The sequence below is a fragment of the Pseudonocardia sp. DSM 110487 genome, from assembly GCF_019468565.1.
Lineage (GTDB): Bacteria > Actinomycetota > Actinomycetes > Mycobacteriales > Pseudonocardiaceae > Pseudonocardia.
In genome coordinates this window covers 5,852,379-5,873,284 of the sequence record NZ_CP080521.1, presented here as the reverse complement: position 1 = coordinate 5,873,284, position 20,906 = coordinate 5,852,379, and the positions used below count along the sequence as shown (strand labels likewise).

General features: G+C 72.7%; 20 protein-coding genes. 10 read left to right on the top strand and 10 right to left on the bottom strand.

The window, feature by feature from the left end; all coding sequences use genetic code 11:
* Nucleotides 1–28: 28 nt before the first annotated feature.
* The 3 genes from K1T35_RS27420 to K1T35_RS27410 all read right to left on the bottom strand — a co-directional run bounded on the left by K1T35_RS27420 (nucleotide 29) and on the right by K1T35_RS27410 (nucleotide 4,451).
* Nucleotides 29–1,573, bottom strand: a complete 1,545-nt coding sequence (locus tag K1T35_RS27420) for an FAD-dependent oxidoreductase (protein ID WP_220254701.1) — start codon at nucleotides 1,571–1,573, stop codon at nucleotides 29–31.
* A gap of 229 nt (nucleotides 1,574–1,802) precedes the next feature.
* Nucleotides 1,803–3,218, bottom strand: coding sequence for an aminotransferase class V-fold PLP-dependent enzyme (locus tag K1T35_RS27415; protein WP_220254700.1), 1,416 nt, complete (start codon nucleotides 3,216–3,218; stop codon nucleotides 1,803–1,805).
* Between the two features lie 57 nt (nucleotides 3,219–3,275).
* Entirely contained in the window at nucleotides 3,276–4,451 is a 1,176-nt protein-coding gene (locus K1T35_RS27410) for an amidohydrolase family protein (protein WP_220254699.1), read from the bottom strand.
* A gap of 147 nt (nucleotides 4,452–4,598) precedes the next feature.
* Between K1T35_RS27410 and K1T35_RS27405 the strand changes: the two genes are divergently transcribed.
* Nucleotides 4,599–5,579, top strand: coding sequence for an ornithine cyclodeaminase family protein (locus tag K1T35_RS27405; RefSeq protein WP_220254698.1), 981 nt, complete (start codon nucleotides 4,599–4,601; stop codon nucleotides 5,577–5,579).
* A 27-nt stretch (nucleotides 5,580–5,606) separates the two neighbouring features.
* On the opposite strand, the gene K1T35_RS27400 is transcribed toward K1T35_RS27405, so the two are convergent.
* The 5 genes from K1T35_RS27400 to paaZ all read right to left on the bottom strand — a co-directional run bounded on the left by K1T35_RS27400 (nucleotide 5,607) and on the right by paaZ (nucleotide 11,613).
* Complete coding sequence (locus tag K1T35_RS27400; RefSeq protein ID WP_220254697.1) at nucleotides 5,607–6,689, bottom strand: PIN domain-containing protein; 1,083 nt, start codon at nucleotides 6,687–6,689, stop codon at nucleotides 5,607–5,609.
* A gap of 49 nt (nucleotides 6,690–6,738) precedes the next feature.
* The gene (locus K1T35_RS27395) at nucleotides 6,739–7,689 is read right to left on the bottom strand and encodes an alpha/beta fold hydrolase (RefSeq protein ID WP_220254696.1); all 951 of its coding nucleotides are present in this window, start codon (nucleotides 7,687–7,689) and stop codon (nucleotides 6,739–6,741) included.
* Between the two features lie 152 nt (nucleotides 7,690–7,841).
* Nucleotides 7,842–8,045: a cold-shock protein gene (locus K1T35_RS27390; RefSeq protein ID WP_075955100.1), complete on the bottom strand. Its 204-nt coding sequence runs from the start codon at nucleotides 8,043–8,045 to the stop codon at nucleotides 7,842–7,844.
* Nucleotides 8,046–8,252: 207 nt separating this feature from the next.
* Complete coding sequence (gene paaK, locus K1T35_RS27385; protein ID WP_220262887.1) at nucleotides 8,253–9,512, bottom strand: phenylacetate--CoA ligase PaaK; 1,260 nt, start codon at nucleotides 9,510–9,512, stop codon at nucleotides 8,253–8,255.
* 67 nt (nucleotides 9,513–9,579) lie between these two features.
* On the bottom strand, nucleotides 9,580–11,613 hold the full coding sequence (gene paaZ / locus K1T35_RS27380; RefSeq protein WP_220254695.1) for a phenylacetic acid degradation bifunctional protein PaaZ: 2,034 nt from the start codon (nucleotides 11,611–11,613) through the stop codon (nucleotides 9,580–9,582).
* 147 nt (nucleotides 11,614–11,760) lie between these two features.
* Between paaZ and K1T35_RS27375 the strand changes: the two genes are divergently transcribed.
* The 8 genes from K1T35_RS27375 to paaE all read left to right on the top strand — a co-directional run bounded on the left by K1T35_RS27375 (nucleotide 11,761) and on the right by paaE (nucleotide 17,637).
* The gene (locus tag K1T35_RS27375; RefSeq protein WP_220254694.1) at nucleotides 11,761–12,150 is read left to right on the top strand and encodes a nuclear transport factor 2 family protein; all 390 of its coding nucleotides are present in this window, start codon (nucleotides 11,761–11,763) and stop codon (nucleotides 12,148–12,150) included.
* 77 nt (nucleotides 12,151–12,227) lie between these two features.
* The gene (locus K1T35_RS27370) at nucleotides 12,228–13,022 is read left to right on the top strand and encodes an enoyl-CoA hydratase/isomerase family protein (protein ID WP_220254693.1); all 795 of its coding nucleotides are present in this window, start codon (nucleotides 12,228–12,230) and stop codon (nucleotides 13,020–13,022) included.
* A gap of 91 nt (nucleotides 13,023–13,113) precedes the next feature.
* The gene (locus tag K1T35_RS27365; protein WP_255620781.1) at nucleotides 13,114–13,713 is read left to right on the top strand and encodes a TetR/AcrR family transcriptional regulator; all 600 of its coding nucleotides are present in this window, start codon (nucleotides 13,114–13,116) and stop codon (nucleotides 13,711–13,713) included.
* A gap of 76 nt (nucleotides 13,714–13,789) precedes the next feature.
* Nucleotides 13,790–14,731: a 1,2-phenylacetyl-CoA epoxidase subunit PaaA gene (gene paaA, locus K1T35_RS27360; RefSeq protein ID WP_220254691.1), complete on the top strand. Its 942-nt coding sequence runs from the start codon at nucleotides 13,790–13,792 to the stop codon at nucleotides 14,729–14,731.
* Between the two features lie 35 nt (nucleotides 14,732–14,766).
* Nucleotides 14,767–15,087, top strand: a complete 321-nt coding sequence (gene paaB, locus K1T35_RS27355) for a 1,2-phenylacetyl-CoA epoxidase subunit PaaB (RefSeq protein ID WP_220262886.1) — start codon at nucleotides 14,767–14,769, stop codon at nucleotides 15,085–15,087.
* Nucleotides 15,084–16,058 (top strand): 1,2-phenylacetyl-CoA epoxidase subunit PaaC, encoded by a 975-nt coding sequence (gene paaC, locus K1T35_RS27350; protein WP_220254690.1) that lies wholly within the window; start codon nucleotides 15,084–15,086, stop codon nucleotides 16,056–16,058. Before paaB ends, paaC begins: the two co-directional genes overlap by 4 nt.
* On the top strand, nucleotides 16,052–16,546 hold the full coding sequence (gene paaD, locus K1T35_RS27345; protein ID WP_220254689.1) for a 1,2-phenylacetyl-CoA epoxidase subunit PaaD: 495 nt from the start codon (nucleotides 16,052–16,054) through the stop codon (nucleotides 16,544–16,546). The genes paaC and paaD overlap by 7 nt, the downstream gene beginning before the upstream one ends.
* Nucleotides 16,546–17,637 carry a 1,2-phenylacetyl-CoA epoxidase subunit PaaE gene (gene paaE / locus K1T35_RS27340; protein WP_220254688.1) on the top strand — a complete coding sequence of 364 codons (1,092 nt, stop codon included), beginning with the start codon at nucleotides 16,546–16,548 and terminating at the stop codon, nucleotides 17,635–17,637. Before paaD ends, paaE begins: the two co-directional genes overlap by 1 nt.
* A gap of 724 nt (nucleotides 17,638–18,361) precedes the next feature.
* Here paaE and K1T35_RS27335 read toward each other — a convergent pair.
* Entirely contained in the window at nucleotides 18,362–19,540 is a 1,179-nt protein-coding gene (locus K1T35_RS27335) for an NAD(P)/FAD-dependent oxidoreductase (protein WP_220254687.1), read from the bottom strand.
* 110 nt (nucleotides 19,541–19,650) lie between these two features.
* Here K1T35_RS27335 and K1T35_RS27330 point away from each other — a divergent pair, with 110 nt between their 5' ends.
* Nucleotides 19,651–20,232: a TetR/AcrR family transcriptional regulator gene (locus K1T35_RS27330; RefSeq protein ID WP_220254686.1), complete on the top strand. Its 582-nt coding sequence runs from the start codon at nucleotides 19,651–19,653 to the stop codon at nucleotides 20,230–20,232.
* A 92-nt stretch (nucleotides 20,233–20,324) separates the two neighbouring features.
* On the opposite strand, the gene K1T35_RS27325 is transcribed toward K1T35_RS27330, so the two are convergent.
* Nucleotides 20,325–20,888, bottom strand: a complete 564-nt coding sequence (locus K1T35_RS27325; protein ID WP_255620780.1) for a TetR/AcrR family transcriptional regulator — start codon at nucleotides 20,886–20,888, stop codon at nucleotides 20,325–20,327.
* Nucleotides 20,889–20,906: the final 18 nt, after the last annotated feature.

Sequence of the window (20,906 nt, the reverse complement as noted above, 5' to 3'; positions counted from 1 at the left end):
GCGGGCCGCGGTCGCAGCATGGCCACCGTCAGGCCACCTGCATGCGGGAAGCTGCAATCGCCGGGCGGCCCAGAGCCGTCTCCACCGCGCCCGCGAGGGTGACCCCATGATCAGCGCACGGCCCGTCGTGCCGCCAGGCGACGATCCCGTCGGGGCGCACCAGCACGGCCGAGTCGGGCCCCAGCCGGTACGCGGCGCACAGGCTGCCGCTCGGGTCGGGGAGGTCCCGGCCGGCGACGAGCACCTCGAGCGGAACGCCCGGTGTGCGGGCGGCGGCGCGGCGCCACCCCGCTCCGCCATGGCCGGTGAGCACCGTCAGCCGGTCCTCGAACAGGTCGAGCACGCTCGCCCGGCGCCCGCGCCACCGCACCCAGACGTGCAGGGCGCGTTCGCCGGGCCGAGCCGTGCGGGAATGGCCGCGTGCGGGTGCGGCCCCGTCGTCGGCGACCACGGGGGAGCGGTAGCTGCGCCCGAGGTCGGTGGGCAGGCCGTCGTCCGGCTCCCGCTCCTCGCGCAGCGAGCGGGCGGCGAGCGCGCGGCCGAGCGGCTCGCGCTCCGCGGCGTAGCTGTCCAGCAGGACGTCACCCGCGAGGCCACGGACGGCCCACGCGAGCCGCCAGCCGAGCTCGTGGCCGTCGTGGATCGCGGTGTTCATGCCGATCCCGCCCATCGGCGTCATCCGGTGTGCTGCGTCGCCGACGAGGAAGGCAGGGCCGAGCCGGAACGTCGCCGCCACGTCAGCAGCCATCGTGAACGCATCGGTGGCGAGGATCTCGGGACGTAGCTCCGGTATTCCGGTGGCGGTCCGCAGCAGCTCGGTCCAGCGGGCCGGCGTGTAGTCGGCGGCGCTCTCGCCGAGCCCTTGGCCCCGGCGCCGGGTCGCGGTCCAGCGACCCGCGCCGACCGGCACCAGCACACACTCCGCGTCGGGGTGCTTCACGAAGGTGATTCCCGGCAGCCGGCGGCCCAGCAGCGCGGCGAGATCCGGGCGGAAGAGCGCGTTGACCCACTCGCCCAACGACCCGAGACGTTCCCAGCCGATGCCCAGCGCGGTGCGCACCGCGCTGCGCGGGCCGTCGGCGCCCACCACGAACCGGGCCCGCACCAGGCCGGACGGTCCGAGCTCGGCCCGCACCCCGCCCGGGGTGGTGCGCAGGGCTGTCAGCTCCGTGCCGAAGCGGATCTCGCCGCCCAGCCTCCGGATCTCGTCGGCGAGGATCGGTTCGATGTGGTCCTGCGAGCAGAGCGCGGGGTACGCGGGGCTCACCGCGAGCGCTTCACGCATCGACGGGTAGGTGAACGACACCAGCTCGTCGGGCTCGGCGGAGAGGGTGTGGGTGACGGCGACGCGCGGGTCGCAGTCGACGCCGGCGGCGCGGACCGCGCGGTCGACGCCCCAGAACCGGAAGAGCTCCATCGTGCGCGTGCTGACGCCGGTGGCGCGCGGGACGGTCGAGGTCCCGGCCCGCCGCTCGACGACGAGCACCCGGGCGCCGTGGCGCAGTGCGGTGATCGCGGTGGCGAGACCGGCCGGGCCTGCGCCGACGACGAGCACGTCGGTGGTGGTGGGCATGCCGAGAAGGGTGCTGGCCGCCGCCGCCCCGGGAATCGGTAGCGGGTACCGAAGTTTCGGTAGCCGCTACCGATCCGGCCCGTCCCGCACCGGCGGAGGCTCGACCCGCCCACCCGTGCCCGCGCACTCGCCACCCTGCACACGACCATGGCGGCCCACCAGACGGAGCGGGGCGTGGAGCTGGGCTCGGCGGCCTGGCTGGTGACGGCGATCCGAGGGTGATTCCCGATCAGCCGGCGTACCGGCGCAGCGCGTCGACGGCCTCGTCGACGCGGCTGCGGTCGGACCGGTGGTTGAGGACGCAGACCCGGCCGAGCACCCGCCCGTCGACGCGGGTGCTGGACAGCAGCACCCGCCGCTCGGCGTTCACGCGGCGAAGCAGCTCGCTCGTCGCCGCATCGCCCGCGCGGCAGCGGAAGGCGACGGTCGAGAGGTCGGGCGGTCCGAGCACGGTGAGTGCCGGGATCCCGGACAGCTGCTCGTGGACGTGCGCGGCGAGGTCGAGCTTCTCGTCCAGCGCGGCCCGGAACGCCGCCACCCCGTGCAGGTGCAGGGGCAGCCACAGCCTCAGCCCGCGGAACTCGCGGGTGAGCTCTGGGCTGTGGTCGGCGAAGTCGGGAAGGGTGCCCGTCTCGAGGTCCTGCAGGTAGGGCGCATCGTCGTCCGGGGAGTGGGCGGCGGCGAGCAGCCGGCCGTCGCGGACCAGCAGGCAGCCAGTTCCGAACGGCAGGAACAGGCTCTTGTGCGGATCGAGCACGAGCGAGTCGGCGTGCTCGATGCCGCGGAGCCGGTCGTGGCCGCGGTCGGTGAGCTGGAAGAAGCCGCCGTAGGCCCCGTCGACGTGCAGCCAGAGCCGCTGCGTCGCCGCGACCTCGGCGATCGCGGGGAGCGGGTCGATCGTTCCGGTGTTCGTCGTGCCCGCGGTCGCCACGACGCAGAACGGGAGCCGTCCCGCGGCCCGGTCGGCGTCGATCGCCCGCCGGAGTGCCTCGGTGTCCATGCGCAGGTCGGCGTCGGTCGGGACGACCCGGACTGCGGCTCCCGGGAAGCCGGCGATGCGTGCGGCCTTCGCGACGCAGTGGTGGGACTGGGCGGTGACGTAGAGCGTGCCGGCGCGGAAGTCCGGCGGCAGCATCGCCGTTCGCGCGGTCACCAGCGCCGACAGCGTGGCGAGCGATGCACCGGTCGTCAGGGTGCCCGCCGCGGTGGCCGGCAGCCCGAACAGGTCGGCGACCCAGCGCAGGACGTCGGACTCCAACGCGACGAGCCCGGGCGCCGGGTGGGCGAGGCCGGTGTAGCGGTTCAGTACGCCCGCGAGCAGCTCGGCGACGGCCGCGCTGACCAGTCCGCTGCCCGGGACGTATGCGAACACGCCGCCGCTCGCGCTGTTGATGCCCTTGGCCGCGGCGCGGTCGAGCACGGCGAGCAGCTCGTCGACCCCCCGCCCGTGCTCGGGTGGCGGTCGGCGCACGGCGGGGTCGGCGAGCAGCTCGTCGACCCCGGTGTGGTCGTGCGGCGGTGCTGCGGGCAACCCGTCGACCAGCTCGACCACGTGCTCGACGGCCGCGTACAGCAGCGCGCGCAGCTCCGGTCCGGTCGGCTCGAGCGGGCGCGGTGGCGCGAGGGTGGGGATCCGGGACGGCATGGCGCCATGGTCGCCGGGCGGCGGGCCGCGCGAATCGGTAGTGACTGCCCATCCGGCTCAGACGACGCGCCGTCCGGCCCGGAACACGGCGCGAACGTCGAGCAGGGCATCCGGGGTGCGGGTCGGGTCGCCCGCGACGGCCAGCACGTCGGCGTCGTGGCCGGGCAGCAGCCTGCCCTTGCGCCCGGTGAGCCCGCACGCGTCGGCGGCGACCGACGTCACCGCGGCCAGCGCGTCGGCCGTGCGGAAGCCGAGCGAGGCGAGCAGTGCGACGCCATGCGGCAGCACGTCGTGCGGTTTGCGTGGCCCGATCCCGGCGTCGGAGCAGCAGACGACGCGCACGCCCTCGCGGTGCATGCGCGCCAGGTTCTCCCATCCCCGCTCGATCAGCTCGCCCGCCGGGATGGGCGGACCGTCGGGCAGCCACGCCTCGGTGGCGCCGACGAAGGTGCCCGCATCGGCGAGCGCCGCCACCGTCGACCAGTCCGGCTCGATGCCGGTGGCGCCGACGAACGTGCAGTGCTCGACCCCGTCGGCGCCTGCCGCGACAGCGTCGGCAATGCCGGCCGGCCCGTGGGCGTGGGCGGTGAGCGGCAGGCCGGCCCGGTGGGCGGCATCGGTGACGGCCGCCAGTTCCCGACGCGTGTACTGCGACTCGTGCAGCGCGCGGCCGGGGGTCAGCATCCCGCCGGTCGCCATGATCTTGACGACGTCCACCCCGCGTGTGGCGCGCTCCTCGACGGCGTGCAGCAGCGCGTCGAGCCCGTCCGCCTCGCCGCCGAGGAACCAGCAGTGGCCGCGCGTCGGCGTGATCGGCGGGCCGGCCACCAGCACCTCCGGTCCGGCGCCCGGGTCGGCGGCGTAGCGCTCGCGCAGGGTGACGCCGAGGTAGCGACGGTCCCCGAGATCCCGGACCGTCGTGATGCCTGCATGCAGCGCCACCTGCGCGTTGTCGTGCATCCGCCGCAGCAGAACGGCGTCGCTGTCGCGTTGCATCTGCTCGACCGCGTTCCCCTCGGGGTCGAAGCCGAGGTGCAGGTGCGCGTCCACGAGCCCCGGCAGCAGCGTCACGTCGCCGAGGTCGACGACCCGCGCCCCGTCCGGCGGCGCGGACCCGTCGAGGTCGACATCGGTGATGCGGCCGCGGGCGACGAGCACGCTCGCGTGGCGGCCCTGCCGCAGCGCGGCCCCGTCGAAGAGGCGCGCGCCGCGGATCATGGTGGAGGGAGGCATGCCCCGGTTCTACGGAGACGGGCCGATGGCGACATCCGCATCCACTACCGATGTTTCGCGGGCGAGAGGTCGCCATCGTGGAGGCGAGCCGGCGCTCCACTCCTGCGCCCGGCATCCTGACCGACTCAGGCAGACAGGAGACAAGGCATGCTCGTGCTCACCAGCACGCAGGTCGAGAAGCTGCTCGATCTCGACGAGCTCATCGACGCTCTCGCCGCCGCCATGGCCGACCTCAGCGCGGGGCGGGCGTCGGTCCCCGACCGGATCGGGGCCCTCGTACCCGACCACGACGGCGTGCTCGCCGCGATGCCGGGTTACGTCCCGTCGGCGCAGATGCTGATGGCGAAGATCGTGACGCTCTACCACCGCAACGCGGGCACCGACCTGCCGACCCACCAGGCCGTGATCGTCGCCTGCGACCCCGAGACCGGCCGTCCGGCCGCGCTGCTGGACGGCACCGTGATCACCGCCGTGCGCACCGGCGCGGCCTCGGCGCTGTCGGCGCGGCTGCTCGCCCGCCCCGACGCCGCGGTGCTCGCGATCCTGGGTACCGGGGTTCAGGCGCGGTCGCACGCACGTGCGATGTGCCGCGTCCGGCCGATCCGCGAGATCAGGGTCGCCGGGCGCGAGCCCACGCGCGCGGCCGTCCTCGCCACCGATCTCGCCGCCGAGCTGGGCGTGGCCGCGCGCGGCGCCGCCTCCTACGCCGAGGCGCTGGACGGTGCCGACATCGCCTGCGGCACCACCGCGGAGGGGGAGCCGGCGATCCAGCGTGCCTGGCTCAGCCCTGGGATGCACGTCACGTCCGTCCGCGCGGTCGGCCGCGAGATCGACGACGCCACCGTGGCCGACGCGCTGGTGTGCGTCGAGACCCGGCGCGCGGCACTGGCGCCGTTCCCCGCGGGCACCGTCGACCTGCTCGAACCCGTCCGTTCCGGCCTGATCGGCGAGGAACACCTGCACGCCGAGCTGGGCGAGCTCGTGGAGGGCACCCGGCCCGGCCGCGCCGCGGACGACCAGATCACCCTCTACAAGTCGGTCGGCGTCGCCGCCCAGGACGCGGCAGCGGCGGCGCTGGTGCTGCGGGCCGCGCGCGAGCAGGGCGTCGGGACCGACGTACCCCTCTGATGGGGCCTGGGGCGGGTGGAACGGGATCTAGTCGGGAACCTGCAGCAGGTACTCGTTCGTGGTCTGGTCCCACGCCATCCCGACCAGATTGCGGGCCTGCGCGGCCTTGGCGAAGGACAGGAACGTGTTGAAGCCGTAGCGCTTCTCGCTGAAGCCCGGCCGTCGCTTGCGCAGGTGGTCCTTGAGCCCGCTGAGCTGCGGCCGTGCGCCGGACGCCTGGAGCTGCCGGACGACGTCGACGAGCAGCGCGAAGGCCTCGTCGACCTCCGACCCGTCCTCGAGGAAGGTCACCTCGGGGTCGCCCTGCGCCGACCCGGCCCTGAGCTGGAGGACGTGCTCGCCCTCCAGGTGGCGCAGAAGCTCGCCGAACCCGCGGAAGCCGTGGTCGGCCTCGTCGAACGTGGGGTCCTTCCGCAGGACGGCGCGCTTGAGCCGGGAGGCGAGCACCGGCCCGTCGACGTGGCGTTGCAGGCCGGCGAGCGTGCTCGTGACGAGGTGTGCCGGGTCGCCGGCATCGGTCGGCGCGGGCTCCTCGGCCGCCGCGGGCGCGGGCTCCTCCTCGAGGGGCGGTTCGACGGACGTGGCCTGCACGCGCGAGCGGGCACGGCCGCGGCGTGCCGGCTGCCCCGGCTCGACCCCGGGCAGGCGGTCGTAGAACAGGAACTCGTCGCAGGCCGGTGGCAGGAGTGCCGACGTCGAGGACTGCACCCCGATCCCGATCACCCGCTTGTCCAGCTCCCGCAGCTTGTGGACGAGCGGGGTGAAGTCGGAGTCACCGGTGCCGATCGCGAACGTGGTGATGAACCCGCGTGCGAAAGCGAGCTCGATCGCGTCGACCGCCATCTTGATGTCGGCGGCGTTCTTGCGGGAGCCGCCGACGCGCTGCGGGATCTCGATGAGCTCCACCTGCGCCCTCGTCAGCAGCCTGCGGTCCTCGTCGAAGGCGGACCAGTCGGCGTAGGCCCGCCGCGCCACCACCCGCCCGCGCTCGGCGAGCGCGTCGGCGACCGGTCCGAAGTCGAACGGGGCCACGCCGAGGCCGTCGCGGGCCCCGATTGCCAGGTTCTCGTAGTCGAGGAACAGGGCGATGCGCTCGTCGTCGTTGATCACTGCGGTGGCTCTCCAAGGGGCTGGATGTTCCCGCAGACTAGAGGGGGTGTCAGCCGGCGGCAGGGCTGGGCGCGGCCTGCAGGCGGCGGCGCAGCGAGTCCATGTCCGATCGCGCGGCGCTGGTGCCGGTGAGGAAACGCATCAGCAGGTCGGCGAACCGGACCGGCTGCTCGACGTGCGGGAAGTGTCCGGCGCCGTCGAAGATCTCCAGGTGACTGCCGGGGAGCAGGTCGTGGGCGCCCAGCGTGTGCTCGACCGGGATCACCGAATCCTCGCTGCCGCCGACGAGCAGCACGGGGACGTCGGCGAGCAGGTAGAGCCGCTCCGTGCCCTCCAGGCGCTGGCCCGACAGGTTCAGGGCGCCGCGCACGGTCTGGGCGAACGCGCCCCTGGCGCCCCGGTCGGTGAACGAGGCGACGGCGGAGGCCATCCCGACGAGGTCGGGACGGTCGAGCGCAGGCACCACCCGGCGGGCGAGGCGGGTGAGCCATGGCGGGCTGATCGCCGGAAGTGCCCGTAGGACCATCGAGGTACCTGGCAGGGTCGCCGCGCGCAGCGCGACGTTGACCGCTCTGCCGAGGCCGCCACTGGATACCAGGACGAGGCGCTGCGCCAGTTCCGGGAACTGGTAGGCGAACTGCATCGCGACCCCGCCCCCGAAGGAGTGGCCGACGACGGTGGCGCGGTCCAGCTCGAGGGTGATCAGCAGGTCGCGTACGCCCGCCGCGTACGCCCCCAGGGAGTAGTCGCCGCTGCGCGGCTTGGCGGACTTCCCGTGACCGAGCAGGTCGGGGGCGATGACGTGGGCGTGCCGGCCGAGGAGCGGCAGCACCCCCGACCAGGTCTGTGAGCTGCTGGCCAGCCCGTGCAGCAGTACGACGACGGGACCGCCGCTGTCGGCGCCTGCTTCGAGGAAGGCGACCGGCCTGCCGTGCAGGGTGATCTCCCGCGCTGCGACGGGGACCGGGGAGAGCGAGCGGCGTGCCGAGGTCGTCGACATGGGAGTGCTCCCGATGGGGGTTCGGCGGGCGGATGGCCCAGCGCGTGCGGAACCAGTGTCCCGAACCGGACTTCCGGTTCGGGACACTAGGTCCGCGAATGGCAGGAGCCCGCCTCCACGGGGGAGGCGGGCTCCTGGACTTCAGCTGTGGATCAGAGGACGCGGACGCCCGTGGCCTGGGGGCCCTTGGCGCCCTGGCCGATCGTGAACTCCACGCGCTGCCCCTCGTCGAGGCTGCGGAAGCCGCCGGCGTCGATCTCGGAGTAGTGCACGAAGACGTCAGCGCCTCCGCCGTCCTGGCTGATGAAGCCGAAGCCCTTCTCGCCGTTGAACCACTTGACGGTTCCCTGTGCCATGAACTGCTCCTCGCAGGTCAGATGGCCTCCGCACTGTGCGGGGACCGGCCGGCCGCGATGGGTGCCCCGGCGTCCTTGTGACGCCTGAACCGAACCACCGACCTTGTTCCTGCGGGCGTGCAAAACACGAGCACCGAAACTGACGACCTGATCGCTACAACTCCCCGGGACCCGGATCTGTTCCGGTCTCGCCGAAGTTTCTTTTTCTCAGCGTCGTCGCTGGTCCTTGAGCCGCTGCAGCTTGCCCACCGACCGTTCGAGGGTCTCGGGGTCGACGACCTCGCAGTGGACGCTCACCCCGACCGTGTCCTTGACTGCCGTGACGAGGGCCTCGGCCGCGGCCCTGCGGCGCTCGGGCGGGCAGTCGGGCCGGGCCTCGACGCGCACGGTGAGTGCGTCGAGGCGACCCTCGGTGGTGAGGACGAGCTGGAAGTGCGGCGCCAGCCCCTGCGTGCGCAGCACGACCTCCTCGATCTGGGTGGGGAAGACGTTCACACCGCGCAGGATGATCATGTCATCGCTGCGGCCGGTGATCTTCTGCATCCGCCGCATCGCCGGTCGGGCCGTGCCGGGAAGCAGCCGGGTCAGGTCGCGCGTGCGGTAGCGGATGATCGGCAGCGCCTCCTTGGTGAGCGAGGTGAAGAGCAGTTCGCCCTCTTCGCCGTCGGGTATCGGAACGCCGTCGATGGGGTCGATGACCTCCGGGTAGAAGGCGTCCTCCCAGATGTGCAGGCCGTCCTTGGTCTCCACGCATTCCTGCGAGACGCCGGGGCCCATCACCTCCGACAGCCCGTAGATGTCGACCGCGTGCATGTCGGTGCGGTTCTCGATCTCGACGCGCATCTGCTCGGTCCACGGCTCCGCGCCGAAGATCCCGACCTGCAGCGACGAGGAGGCCGGGTCGATGCCCTGCTTCTCGAACTCGTCGATGATCGTGAGCATGTACGACGGGGTGACCATGATGATCTCGGGCCGGAAATCCTGGACCAGCTGGACCTGCCGCGGGGTCATGCCCCCGGACACCGGGATGACGGTGGCCCCCAGCTTCTCCGCACCGTAGTGCGCGCCGAGACCGCCGGTGAACAGGCCGTACCCGTAGGCGACGTGCACCTTGTGCCCCGGGCGCCCACCCGCCGCGCGGATCGAGCGGGCCATGAGGGTGGCCCAGGTGTCGATGTCGCGTTCGGTGTAGCCCACCACCGTGGGCTTTCCGGTGGTGCCGGACGAGGCGTGGATGCGCCGCACCTGCTCCTGTGGAACGGCGAACATGCCGAACGGGTAGTTGTCGCGCAGATCGGTCTTCGACGTGGTGGGGAATTTCGCGAGGTCCGCGAGCTCCTTGCAGTCGTCGGGATGCACCCCGGCGGCGTCGAACTTGTCCCGGTAGAACGGGACGTTGTCGTACGCGTGCCGCAGGGTCCAGCGCAGGCGTTCCAGCTGCAGTGCCCGCAGCTCGTCCACGGACATGCGCTCGGCCGGGTCGAGCAGCTCGGTAGGGGGCGCCTCTCCGAGACGCCGTTCGGTCGTCGTCACGTCACCCCTCCTTCTTCGCCACCAGCGTCAGCACGTCGTAGCGCGCTACGGACTCGCCGTCCTGGCGGGTCACGTCGGCGTCCCAGCGGACCTCGCCGTACGCGGCGGTGTCGCGCGGCGTGAGCTGCTTGCAGGTCAGGGTGACCGTCAGCTCGTCGCCGAACTTCACGGGCGTGAGGAACCGCAGGTTGTCGACGCCGAAGTTGGCGAGCACGGGGCCGGGGTCGGGGTCGACGAACAGCCCGGCGGCGAGCGAGACCACGAGGTAGCCGTGGGCCACCCGCTCGCCGAACAGCGGGTTGGCCGCGGCGGCCTCGGCGTCCATGTGGGCGTAGAACGTGTCGCCGGTGAACTCGGCGAAGTGCTCCACGTCCTCCTGCGTGACGCGCCGCGGGCCGGCGATGACCGTGTCGCCGACCCGCAGCTCCTCCAAGTGCTTGCGGAACGGGTGGACGTCGGTGACGGTCCGCTGCGAGCCGGGAACCCAGCGGCCAGTGATCGCGGTGAGCGTGTCCGGGTCGGCCTGCACCGCAGTGCGCTGCATGTGGTGCAGCACGCCGCGGATGCCGCCCATCTCCTCGCCGCCACCCGCGCGGCCGGGGCCGCCGTGCACCAGCGCCGGGAGCGGGGAGCCGTGGCCGGTGGACTCTTTCGCGTCCTTCTCGTTGAGCACGAGCAGCCGCCCGTGCCACGGGGCGGCGCCGAGCACCACCTCGCGGACGAACGCGGGATCCGCGCTCACCACCGAGCCGGCGAGGCTGCCCTGTCCGCGCGCGGACAGCTCGATCACGTGCGCGGTGTCGCGGTAGGGCATGACGGTGGACACCGGCCCGAACGCCTCCACCTCGTGCGGCTCGGCGCGGTCCGGGTCGGCGACCAGCAGGATCGGGGAGACGAACGCGCCGCGCTCCGCGTCGGCGTCGACGACGTCGACCTTCTCCGGGTCACCGAAGACGATCCGGCCGGCATCGGCGAGCGCCTTGACGCTGCGGCGCACCTCCTCGCGCTGCTCGAGGCTCGCCAGGGCGCCCATCCGCACGCCCTCGCTCGCCGGGTTGCCGATCGTCGTGCGGGCCAGCCGCGCCGACACCGCCTCGACCACGGCGTCCACGTGCCGCTCGGGCACGAACGCGCGGCGGATGGCGGTGCACTTCTGGCCCGCCTTGACCGTCATCTCGGCCACGAGGCCCTTCACGAACAGGTCGAACTCGGGTGAACCCGGTGCCGCGTCCGGGCCGAGCACGGACAGGTTGAGCGAGTCGGCCTCGGCGGTGAACCGCACGGCACGCTGGACGACGGTGGGGTGCGTGCGCAGCTTCGTCGCGGTCGACGCCGAGCCGGTGAACGAGACGAGGTCCTGCTCGGTGAGGTGGTCGAGGAGATCGCCGGTGCCGCCCGCCACGAACTGCAGCGAGCCCTCCGGGAGCAGCCCGGACTCCACGATCAGCTCCACCAGCTCCGCGGTGAGGAACGCGGTGGGGCTGGCCGGCTTGATCAGCGACGGCACGCCGGCGAGGAACGCGGGCGCGAGCTTCTCCAGCGGCCCCCACACCGGGAAGTTGAACGCGTTGATCTGCACCGCGACCCCGCGCAGCGGCGTGCAGATGTGCTGGCCGACGAACGTCCCGCCGCGCCCCAGCGGCTCGACGGCGCCGTCGACGTAGAACGTGTCGTTGGGCAGTTCCCTGCGGCCCTTCGAGGCGTAGGCGAGTAGCACGCCGATGCCGCCGTCGACGTCGAACTTGGAGTCGCCGAGCGTGGCCCCGGTCTGCGCCGAGACGGCGTAGAGGCGGTCGCGGTGCTCGCGCAGGTGCTGGCCGAGCGCCTTGAGCAGAGCCGCGCGTTGGTGGAAGGTCAGCCCTCGCAGCGCAGGCCCGCCCACGCGCCTGCCGTGGTCGAGCGCAGCGGCGAAGTCGATCCCGGCCGAGGAGATGCGGGCGACCTCCGCGCCGGTCACCGCGTCGTGCAGCGGTCGCCCCTCCTCCGCCGGGCGGTGCCACCCGCCGTTCACGTAGCTGCGCAGGACAGGCGCCATCGGCGGGCCTCCGTTGGTCTCGCTCAACCGACCGTTCGTTCGGGGCGACGCTAGCACCAACGGGCGGCACATCCCAGGGCCTGGACACAGCGGCCGTGGGGTGGAGAATCGCCCGCACCTGTGCGGAGCACGGGAAGGAGGTCGGCGATGGCTGATCGGGTCGGGGCATCGGTCGAGATGCTGGAGGCGGTCGCCGACGCGTTCAACGCGCACGACCTGGACGCGATCATGGAGTTCTTCGCCGAGGACTGTTCGCTCGACATGCCGAGGGGACCCGAACCATGGGGTCAGCGCCTCACCGGCAAGGCGGCGGTGCGTGAGGGTCTGGCCGCACGGTTCAAGGGTTTGCCCGACGTCCACTACGGCGATGCGCGGCACTGGGTCAGCGGCGACCTCGGTGTCTCCGAGTGGCTCCTCACCGGTACCGCACACGGTGGCCGGCAGATCCGCGTGCGGGGCTGCGACCACTGGGAGTTCCGCGACGGCAAGATCGTCCGCAAGGACTCGTACTGGAAGATCGTCGATACGTCGCCATAGCGCTCGGCGAACCGGAACGGGCGCGCAGCGGTCACCAAGGGGCGACCGATCGTTCGGTTGGCCGTTACGCTGGCGCGATGACCGATGATCCGGCCGTCCGCGTCGAACGGGACGGGGCCGTCGCCGTGCTCACGCTGCAGCGGCCCGCGCGCTACAACGCGCTCACCCTGGAGCTCAAGACCGCGCTGCTCGCCGCGCTGGGGAAGCTCGCGACGGCCGACGGCGTGCGGGCGCTGGTGCTCACCGGCGCGGGCAAGGCGTTCTGCGTGGGGCAGGACCTCGGCGAGCACGCGGAGGCGTTGCGCCGCGATCCGGCCACCGCGTTCGACACCGTCGCCGAGCACTACAACCCCATCGTCCGAGGGCTCACCGACCTGCCGTTCCCGGTGGTCGCGGCGATCAACGGGCCGTGCGTCGGGGCGGGGCTGGGCTTCGCGCTGGCCTGCGACCTGCGCGTGGCGGCGGCCGGGGCATCGTTCTCCACCGCGTTCACCGGGATCGGTCTCACCGCCGACTCCGGGCTCTCGGCGAGCCTCGCGCACGCCGTCGGCGTCTCGCGGGCGCTCGAGCTGCTGCTGCTCGGCGAGGGCTTCACGGCGGAGGACGCGCAGGCGTGGGGCCTGGTGCGCACGGTAGTGCCCGCGGACGAGGTGCTCGGCGCCGCGCTGGAGCTGGCGGGGCGGCTCGCGGCCGGACCGACACGGGCGTACGCCGAGGTCCGGAAGGCGGTGCGGTACGGAGCGACCGCGCACCTGGACGACGTGCTCGCCGCGGAGGCCCTCGCACAGGCCCGGCTCGCGGCTACCGCCGACCACGTCAATGCGGTGGAGGCTTTCGCGGAGAAGCGTCGCCCGACGTTCGAGGGCCGGTGAGGTGAGCGAGCCTGCGAGCGAACCAATTTCACAGCACCTTCGCGCTGCGTCGTTTCCCGGTGGGCCGGCCGAGCGCCGGCGAGGCCGTGCGGTGAGCACGCAGACGGGTGGGCGCGTTCGCCGGCCGAGCCACGGGCCCGGCTCGCTGCTCGAAGTGGCGGTGGGGGAGTTCCTCACCCGCGGCTACGACGCCACGTCGATGGAGGATCTCTCCCGCGCCGCCGGGATCACGAAGTCGTCGTTCTACCACCACTTCAGCGGCAAGGAAGCGCTGCTGCGGGCGGCACTGGAACGCGCGCTGGACGGGCTCTTCGCGATCCTCGACTCCGACGAGGCGCGCACCGGCACCCCCCTCGAGCGGCTGCGCCACATCGTCCGCGAGCAGGTGGCCGTGCTCGTGGCAGAGCTGCCGTACGTCACCGTGCTGCTGCGGGTGCGCGGCAACACCGAGTCGGAGCGGTGGGCCCTCGAGCGCAGGCGCGAGTTCGACGCGCGGGTCGCGGAGCTGGTCCGCGAGGCCGTCGAGGCGGGGGAGCTGCGGGAGGAGGTGGACCCGGCGCTCGCGGCGCGGTTGCTGTCCGGCCTCGTGAACTCCGTCGTCGAGTGGGCCCGGCCCGACCGTGACCCGGACGCACTGCCCGGCGTCGTCGCGCGGGCGGTGTTCGAGGGCATCCTTCCGGCGCGCGGCTGAGGCCCGCCGCCTTGCGCGCCCGGCATCCGTGCGTCACCATGAACCGAACGAACATTCGGTACGGAGGCTGCTGCCCATGGACGAGACGGCCCTTGCCGCGCACTTCGAGGCGACGATCGCGGGCGACCAGCGGATCGAGCCGCGGGACTGGATGCCCGAGGCGTACCGGAGGACGCTGATCCGCCAGATCGCTCAGCACGCGCACTCGGAGATCATCGGGATGCAGCCGGAGGGCAACTGGATCCGGCGCGCTCCCAGCCTGCGGCGCAAGGCGATCCTGCTGGCCAAGGTGCAGGACGAGGCCGGGCACGGCATGTACCTCTACGCCGCCGCGGAGACCCTCGGCGTCGACCGCGAGGAGCTCACCGAGAAGCTGATCGCCGGGAAGCAGAAGTACTCCTCGATCTTCAACTACCCCACGCTCTCCTACGCCGACGTGGGCGTGATCGGCTGGTTGGTCGACGGCGCCGCGATCTGCAACCAGGTGCCGCTGTGCCGCTGCTCCTACGGGCCGTACGCCCGTGCGATGGTGCGGATCTGCAAGGAGGAGTCGTTCCACCAGCGGCAGGGCTACGAGCTGCTGCTCGCGATGGTGAACGGCACCGATGGCCAGCGGGAGATGGTGCAGGAGTCGACCAACCGCTTCTGGTGGCCCTCACTGATGATGTTCGGCCCACCCGACGGCGACTCGCCCAACACCGACCAGTCGATGGCGTGGGGCATCAAACGGCACACCAACGACGAGCTGCGCCAGCGCTTCGTCGACATGACCGTGCCGCAGGCCGAGGCGCTCGGCGTCACGCTGCCCGACCCCGGCCTGCGCTGGAACCCCGAGCGCGGCCACCACGACTTCACCGGACCGGACTGGGCCGAGCTCAAGTCGGTCATCTCCGGGTCCGGGCCGTGCAACGCCCAGCGCCTTGCCCAACGGAAGCGCGCGCACGAGGAGGGGGAGTGGGTGCGCGAGGCCGCGCGAGCGTACGCGCACAAGCACGCCCGCAAGGAGGTGGCCGCGTGAACGGGGACTACACCGCCGAGGGCGGCCACGGCGCGATCCCGACCGAGGGCGTCGAGACCGGCTCGGGGACGCCTCGGGGCAGCTGGCCGCTGTACGAGGTGTTCGTGCGCGGCAAGCGTGGCCTCAACCACGTCCACGTCGGCTCGCTGCACGCCTCCGACGCCGAGATGGCGCTGCACAACGCCCGCGACCTCTACACCCGCCGCAACGAGGGCGTCTCGATCTGGGTGGTCGAGGCCTCCGACATCGCCGCGTCGAGCCCTGACGAGAAGGACCCGTTCTTCGCGCCGTCGGCCGACAAGGTCTACCGGCACCCGACGTTCTACGCGATCCCCGAGGACGTGCCGCATCTATGACGGACGACAGCACTGATCACGACGCGACGAACGCCTACCAGTCCCTCGTCGAGACGCTGGGGCACGACGACCCGCGCTGGGCGTTCGGCACCGGCGTGGAGGACGTCCAGGCCGAGATCACCTCGCCGGTGCCGGACGGCGTCGACCCAGCCGACCTCGCCGCCTACTGTCTCATGCTCGGCGACGACGCGCTGATCTGCAGCCACCGGATCACGGAGTGGGTGACCAACGCGCCGGAGCTGGAAGAGGAGGTCGCGCTCGCCAACACCGCGCTCGACCTGCTGGGCCAGGCCCGGGTGCTGCTCGCCCGCGCCGGCTGGGTCGAGTCGGCCGGCTCCGCAGGCTCCGCCGACTCGAGCTCGATGGCCGGCTCCGCAGGCTCCGCCGGGCGACAGCGGGACGAGGATTCGCTCGCCTACCTGCGCACCGAGCCGGAGTTCCGCAACATCGCGCTCGCGGAGCTGCCCGACGAGCGCGACTTCGCCCGCGCGATCGCCCGGCTGCTGCTGTTCTCGACGTGGCGGCTCGCGCTGCTGCAGCGGCTGCTCGGGTCCCGCGATCCGGTGGTCGCCGCGGTGGCAGGCAAGGGCGTCAAGGAGCTGACCTACCACCGCGACCACGCCGCCCGCTGGACCCTGCGCCTCGGCGACGGCACCCCGGAGTCGCACCGGCGCATGCAGGCCGCGCTCGACGCGGTGTGGCCGTACGTCGAAGAACTTTTCCGCACGTCCGACGTCGAGCGCAGGCTCGCCGACGCGGGCGTGGCGGTGGACCCGGAACAAACCCGCGAGGAGGTCGACGCCGTGCTCGACGAGGTACTCGCCCGCGCCACCCTCACGCGGCCGACGATCCCGCACGCCGGCCCAATCAACGGGCAGGGCGGCCGGCAGGGGATGCACACCGAGTACCTCGGGCAGGTGCTCGCGGAGATGCAGAGCCTTGCCCGGCAGCACCCGGGGGCCACATGGTGACCGAAGCCCGCAGCGTGGTCGCCGAGGTCGTCGACCCCGAGATGCCGATGCTCACGCTCGACGACCTCGGTGTCATCCGCGGCGTCGAGGCCGACGGCGACCGGGTCACCGTCACGATCACGCCGACCTACTCCGGCTGCCCCGCCCTGGAGGTGATGCGCGAGGACCTGCGTGCCCGGCTCGCCGCGGCCGGGTACGCCCGGGTCGAGGTGCGCACCGTGCTCTCGCCGCCGTGGAGCACGGACTGGATCTCCGAGGCCGGGCGCCGCAAGCTGGCCGAGCACGGCGTGGCCCCGCCCGACCGGATGGGGCCCCGCGGTACCGGCCCGGTGCCGCTGACGCTCGAGGCTCCGGCCACGGTGGTGCGCTGCCCGCGCTGCGGCTCGCCCGCCACCGAGGAGTTCTCCCGGTTCGGCCCGACGTCGTGCACGGCACTGCGCCGGTGCACCGCGTGCCGCGAGCCGTTCGAGCACATGAAGGAGCACTGATGGCGGCACCGCAGGTCGACGTGCCGGTCCCGCGCACCTCCGGCTTCCACCGCCTGCGCGTGGCCGACGTCGAGCGGCTGTGCGACGACGCCGTGGCCGTCACCTTCGACGTGCCCGCGCACCTGCGGGACGTCTTCGCGTTCCGCCCGGGGCAGTACCTCACGCTGCGGCTGCACCGCGACGGGACGGAGGAGCGGCGGTCGTACTCGATCTGCGCGCCCGCGGGGGCGTTGCCGAAGGTCGGTGTGCGGCGGGTCGACGGAGGGCTGTTCTCCGAGTGGCTGGTGGAGCGGGCCGCACCGGGTGACACCATCGAGGTGGCCCCGCCCTCTGGCTCGTTCACGCCCGACCTCGCGCCGGGCACGCACCACGGCCTGATCGCGGCGGGATCGGGGATCACGCCCGTGCTCTCGATCGCGGCGTCGCTGCTGGCCGCGCACCCGGACACCCGCGTCACGCTGCTCTACGGCAACCGGCGCACCGACACGGTGATGTTCACCGAGGAGCTCGCCGACCTCAAGAACGCCCACGGCCCGCGGCTGCACCTGGTGCACGTGCTCTCCAGGGAGCCGATGGAGGCCGAGATCTTCACCGGCAGGCTCGACGCGGAGAAGCTGCGCCTCCTCCTCGGCGCGCTCGTCGACGTCGCAGGCGTGGACCACTGGTGGGTGTGCGGGCCACTCGGCATGACCGAGGCGGCCGTCGCCGTGCTCACCGGCTTCGGCGTGGACCGCAAGCGGGTGCACCGCGAGCTGTTCTACGTGGACGAGCCGCCGCCGGAGCTGCACCGCGCCGACCCGGCGATCGAGGGAGCGACCAGCGAGGTCACCGTGGTGCTGAATGGTCGATCCACCACGATGACCCTGCCCAGGGCCGAGAGCGTGCTCGACGCGGCGCAGAAGGTCCGCGGCGACCTGCCGTTCGCCTGCAAGGGCGGGGTCTGCGGCACGTGCCGGGCGAAGGTCACCGCGGGCACTGTGACGATGCGGCGCAACTTCGCGCTGGAGGACGACGAGGTCGAGGCCGGGTTCGTCCTCACGTGCCAGTCCCGCCCCGACACCCCTGAGCTGACGGTCGACTTCGACAGCTAGCGATCCTCGGCGGGCACTAGGAGCTGTTGAGAAGTGCGGCGGGCTAGGACCGTCGGCGCTGCTTCCCCCGTCCGGTGGCGGTGGCCGCGCCCATGATCCGTTGTTTCGGTTGTCCATGGCTGTGCCGACAGCCATACACACCCGATACTTGCGATCTTCGTGCTCATGATCCGGAGTATCGGGTGTTCATGGTCGTGGGAACAGCCATGGACAACCGGAACTTCGGATCATGCTCGTCGGCGAAGCCCCGGACCGTGCTCGTGATCAGCGGGAAACGTGACGTGAGCCGCATGGCTGCGGCTGAGGTGCGTGGGTGCAGGTGCGGTCTCGCTCGGGTCGGTCATGCGGGTGTGCGTGGTCGGCGGGGTGGGGACGGGATCACAGCCGGTTGCGTGGCACCCGACCGCGGCGGTCCCCAAGCGGGCGTGCCCCCAAATCGGCGACGGCCGCCCGCGCAACCACATGATTCAGTTGTGCACCCGACCCGGCCACCCCGCGCAGGTGACGGGTCGAGGTGAACCGGATGGCCCCGACGACGGCCCGGGCTCGTCGGTGGGGCCGGGTGTCCCGAGCCGGGATGGCGCGCCCACGAGGGACGCGGCGCCGCGACGGCACCCCGCCCGCGTGCGGAACGCAACCGGCCCTTGATCATCGGACTGGCGCGTTCCCCGACGCGTCGCGTCGGCTTTCGCGCCGATCCGGTGATCATGTATGCCGCGAACGGCTAGGAGCCGTATGCGGCCGCTTCGCGCTTGTAGCGCTCGTTCTCGGCCTCGACGTCGGGCACGTCGGCGCCATCCCGGTCGCCCGGGCCGAAGAACCGGCGCAGGCCCTCGTCGGCGAGGGCCGCGTGCTCGGCCCCGCGTGGCACCATCACCCGCTCGTACTCGGTGATCGCGTCGTCGACATCTGCGTACCGGACGAGGGCGCGCGCGAGTTCGGCGCCGTCCAGCATCGCGAGGTTGGCCCCGAAGCCGCCGAACGGCGACATCAGGTGGGCGGCGTCGCCGAGCAACGTGGCTCCGGGCGTATTCGGCCAGGTGTGGGACGCGGGGAGCACGTGCAGCGGCCGGTTGACGTAGGGGCCGTCGTTGTCGGTGATCAACCTCAACAGCCGGGCGTCCCAGCCGGTGAAGGCGGTGAGCAGCGCGGTCCGGACGGCTGCGGTGTCGGTGGGGTCGATGCCGGCGGCGCGGAGCCAGTCCTGGTCGGTCGTGAGGGCGATGTAGACGCGGACGTGGTGGTTGCTGTTGCGTTGGGCGATCAGGCCCTTGTGGTCGCCTGCAGCGAACAGGTTGCCGTCGCCGACCAGCTCGGCGACCGCCGGGTGCCATACGTCGACGTCGTCGAAGTGCGCCTCGACGAAGGTGACGTCGGTGTAGGCGGGCGCCGCGGCGGAGACCAGCGGGCGGACCCGTGACCAGGCGCCGTCCGCGCCGATGACCAGGTCGACCTCGGTCTCGGTGCCGTCTGCGAAGGTGAGCCGGGAGGTGCCGGCCGGGCCGGGTGTGACCGCGCTGAGCCGGTGGTCCCAGCGGATCGTGCCGGGCGCCAGTGACTCGGCCAGCAGCGCGCGCAGCTGCCGGCGGTCGATCTCCGGGGCTGCGTCCTCGCCGTCGGCGGCGACGTGGTCGACCAGGACGGTCCCGTCCCGGGCCATGACCCGCATGGACTGGCCCTCGGGCCGGGATAGCCGCAGGAACTCCTCGAGCAGGCCGGCTTCGCGCAGGGCGATCTGGCCCGTGCCGGCGTGCAGGTCGAGCGTGCCGCCCTGGTCGCGGGCGGCCACGTCGGTGTCGCGCTCGTACACGGCGACGTCGATGCCGTGGCGCTGCAGGACGCGGGCGCAGGTGAGGCCGCCGGGGCCGGCGCCGATCACGGCGATGCGCGGGGTGGGGGTCATGGTGGTGCTCCTTCGATTAGAGGGGGTCGAGCACCACCATAGGCTTACCGAGTTCAAATGTGCACTGAGACAAACTTTGAAGTGACTGAACCAATAGCTACGATGGCGTCATGACGCAGAGCTCCGCCGGTCGCCGCGAGCGCAAGAAGGCGGCCACCCGCCAGGCGCTTGCCGACGCCGCCCTGCGGCTGTTCCTCGAGCGGGGGTTCGACCAGGTGAGCGTGAAGGAGATCGCCGACGCCGCGGACGTCTCGACCACCACCCTGTTCAACCACTTCCGCAGCAAGGAGGCGCTGGTCTTCGACCGGGAGGCCGACCACGAGGCCGGGCTGGTGGCCTGCGTCCAGGAACGGGCGCCTGAGCAGACGATCCCGCAGGCGCTGCGGGCGTGCCTCGGGCGCATGTACCTGGGCCCGGTCGAGCACCCTGGATTAGCCGAGTTCCTCGCGCTGGTCCGGTCGGCGCCCGCCCTGCGCGAGTACGAGATGCGGATGTGGCGCCGGCATGAGAAGGCCCTGGCGGCAGCCGTCGCCGCGGAGATCGGGGTCGCGGCGGACGACGTCGCGTGCGCGACCCTGGCCCGGATGACCATCGAGGCACTCGACCTCGCGCACGGCCGTCCGGACCCGGAGGCCGCCCTCGACCGGATCTTCGTGGTGATCGAGCACGGCTGGACGGCAAGCACCCGATGAGTCAGGCCGAGCGGTGTGACCGGACCCGTCGATGCGTGCTCACACACCCCGAATCGGCTGACGCTTCCCATCGGAACGGCCCTCGAGGGTGTCTAGTGCTCCACGGGTTCTCGTGTGGGCAGGCCGCGCAGCAGGGTGTCGATGAAGAGGTCGAAGCGCGGGGTGACCGGGCCGAGGTCGTGGCCCGCCTGCTGCGCCCCGAGCCACTGGACGACCCCCAGGCCGAAGACGTACCAGCTCTGCGCGGCCATCTCCGGTGAGGCCCCTGCCGCCCGGAACGCGGCGATCACCTGGTCGCGCAGCAGCCCGAACGAGCGGGGGTTGTGCCGGTGCGGCGCGGCGACGTGCGCGGCGTACCCGGGCACCGCGAGGAACTCGTCGTGCATCGCCCACGCGAGCCGGGCGAGCCAGTCCCGCCAGTCCGCGGGCGTCGGCTCCGACGTCGGCAGGATGCGCTCGACCATCACCTCGCTGATCAGGTCGAACAGCTCGTCGCGGTCGGCCACCCAGCGGTAGAGCGCCGAGTGGGAGACGTTGAGCCGGGCGGCGAGCTCCCGCATCGTCAGGCTCGCCAGGTCGCCTCGCAACGCCGCCGCGACGATCAGCTCGCGGGACAGCCGCGCCGGTCGTCCCGGTCTGCCCGCTGCCGCTGTCACCGCGGGGATCCTAGTGAC

What these genes read in the sequence shown, in the direction of transcription:
- K1T35_RS27410 (WP_220254699.1), bottom strand. Translation starts at nt 4,451, where the DNA reads ATGCCTCCCTCCACCATGATCCGCGGCGCGCGCCTCTTCGACGGGGCC.
- paaC (WP_220254690.1), top strand. Translation starts at nt 15,084, where the DNA reads ATGACGGACGACAGCACTGATCACGACGCGACGAACGCCTACCAGTCC.
- K1T35_RS27330 (WP_220254686.1), top strand. Translation starts at nt 19,651, where the DNA reads ATGACGCAGAGCTCCGCCGGTCGCCGCGAGCGCAAGAAGGCGGCCACC.
- K1T35_RS27375 (WP_220254694.1), top strand. Translation starts at nt 11,761, where the DNA reads ATGGCTGATCGGGTCGGGGCATCGGTCGAGATGCTGGAGGCGGTCGCC.
- paaK (WP_220262887.1), bottom strand. Translation starts at nt 9,512, where the DNA reads ATGTCCGTGGACGAGCTGCGGGCACTGCAGCTGGAACGCCTGCGCTGG.
- K1T35_RS27370 (WP_220254693.1), top strand. Translation starts at nt 12,228, where the DNA reads ATGACCGATGATCCGGCCGTCCGCGTCGAACGGGACGGGGCCGTCGCC.
- paaD (WP_220254689.1), top strand. Translation starts at nt 16,052, where the DNA reads ATGGTGACCGAAGCCCGCAGCGTGGTCGCCGAGGTCGTCGACCCCGAG.
- K1T35_RS27395 (WP_220254696.1), bottom strand. Translation starts at nt 7,689, where the DNA reads ATGTCGACGACCTCGGCACGCCGCTCGCTCTCCCCGGTCCCCGTCGCA.
- K1T35_RS27415 (WP_220254700.1), bottom strand. Translation starts at nt 3,218, where the DNA reads ATGCCGTCCCGGATCCCCACCCTCGCGCCACCGCGCCCGCTCGAGCCG.
- K1T35_RS27335 (WP_220254687.1), bottom strand. Translation starts at nt 19,540, where the DNA reads ATGACCCCCACCCCGCGCATCGCCGTGATCGGCGCCGGCCCCGGCGGC.
- paaA (WP_220254691.1), top strand. Translation starts at nt 13,790, where the DNA reads ATGGACGAGACGGCCCTTGCCGCGCACTTCGAGGCGACGATCGCGGGC.
- paaE (WP_220254688.1), top strand. Translation starts at nt 16,546, where the DNA reads ATGGCGGCACCGCAGGTCGACGTGCCGGTCCCGCGCACCTCCGGCTTC.
- K1T35_RS27420 (WP_220254701.1), bottom strand. Translation starts at nt 1,573, where the DNA reads ATGCCCACCACCACCGACGTGCTCGTCGTCGGCGCAGGCCCGGCCGGT.
- K1T35_RS27390 (WP_075955100.1), bottom strand. Translation starts at nt 8,045, where the DNA reads ATGGCACAGGGAACCGTCAAGTGGTTCAACGGCGAGAAGGGCTTCGGC.
- paaZ (WP_220254695.1), bottom strand. Translation starts at nt 11,613, where the DNA reads ATGGCGCCTGTCCTGCGCAGCTACGTGAACGGCGGGTGGCACCGCCCG.
- K1T35_RS27405 (WP_220254698.1), top strand. Translation starts at nt 4,599, where the DNA reads ATGCTCGTGCTCACCAGCACGCAGGTCGAGAAGCTGCTCGATCTCGAC.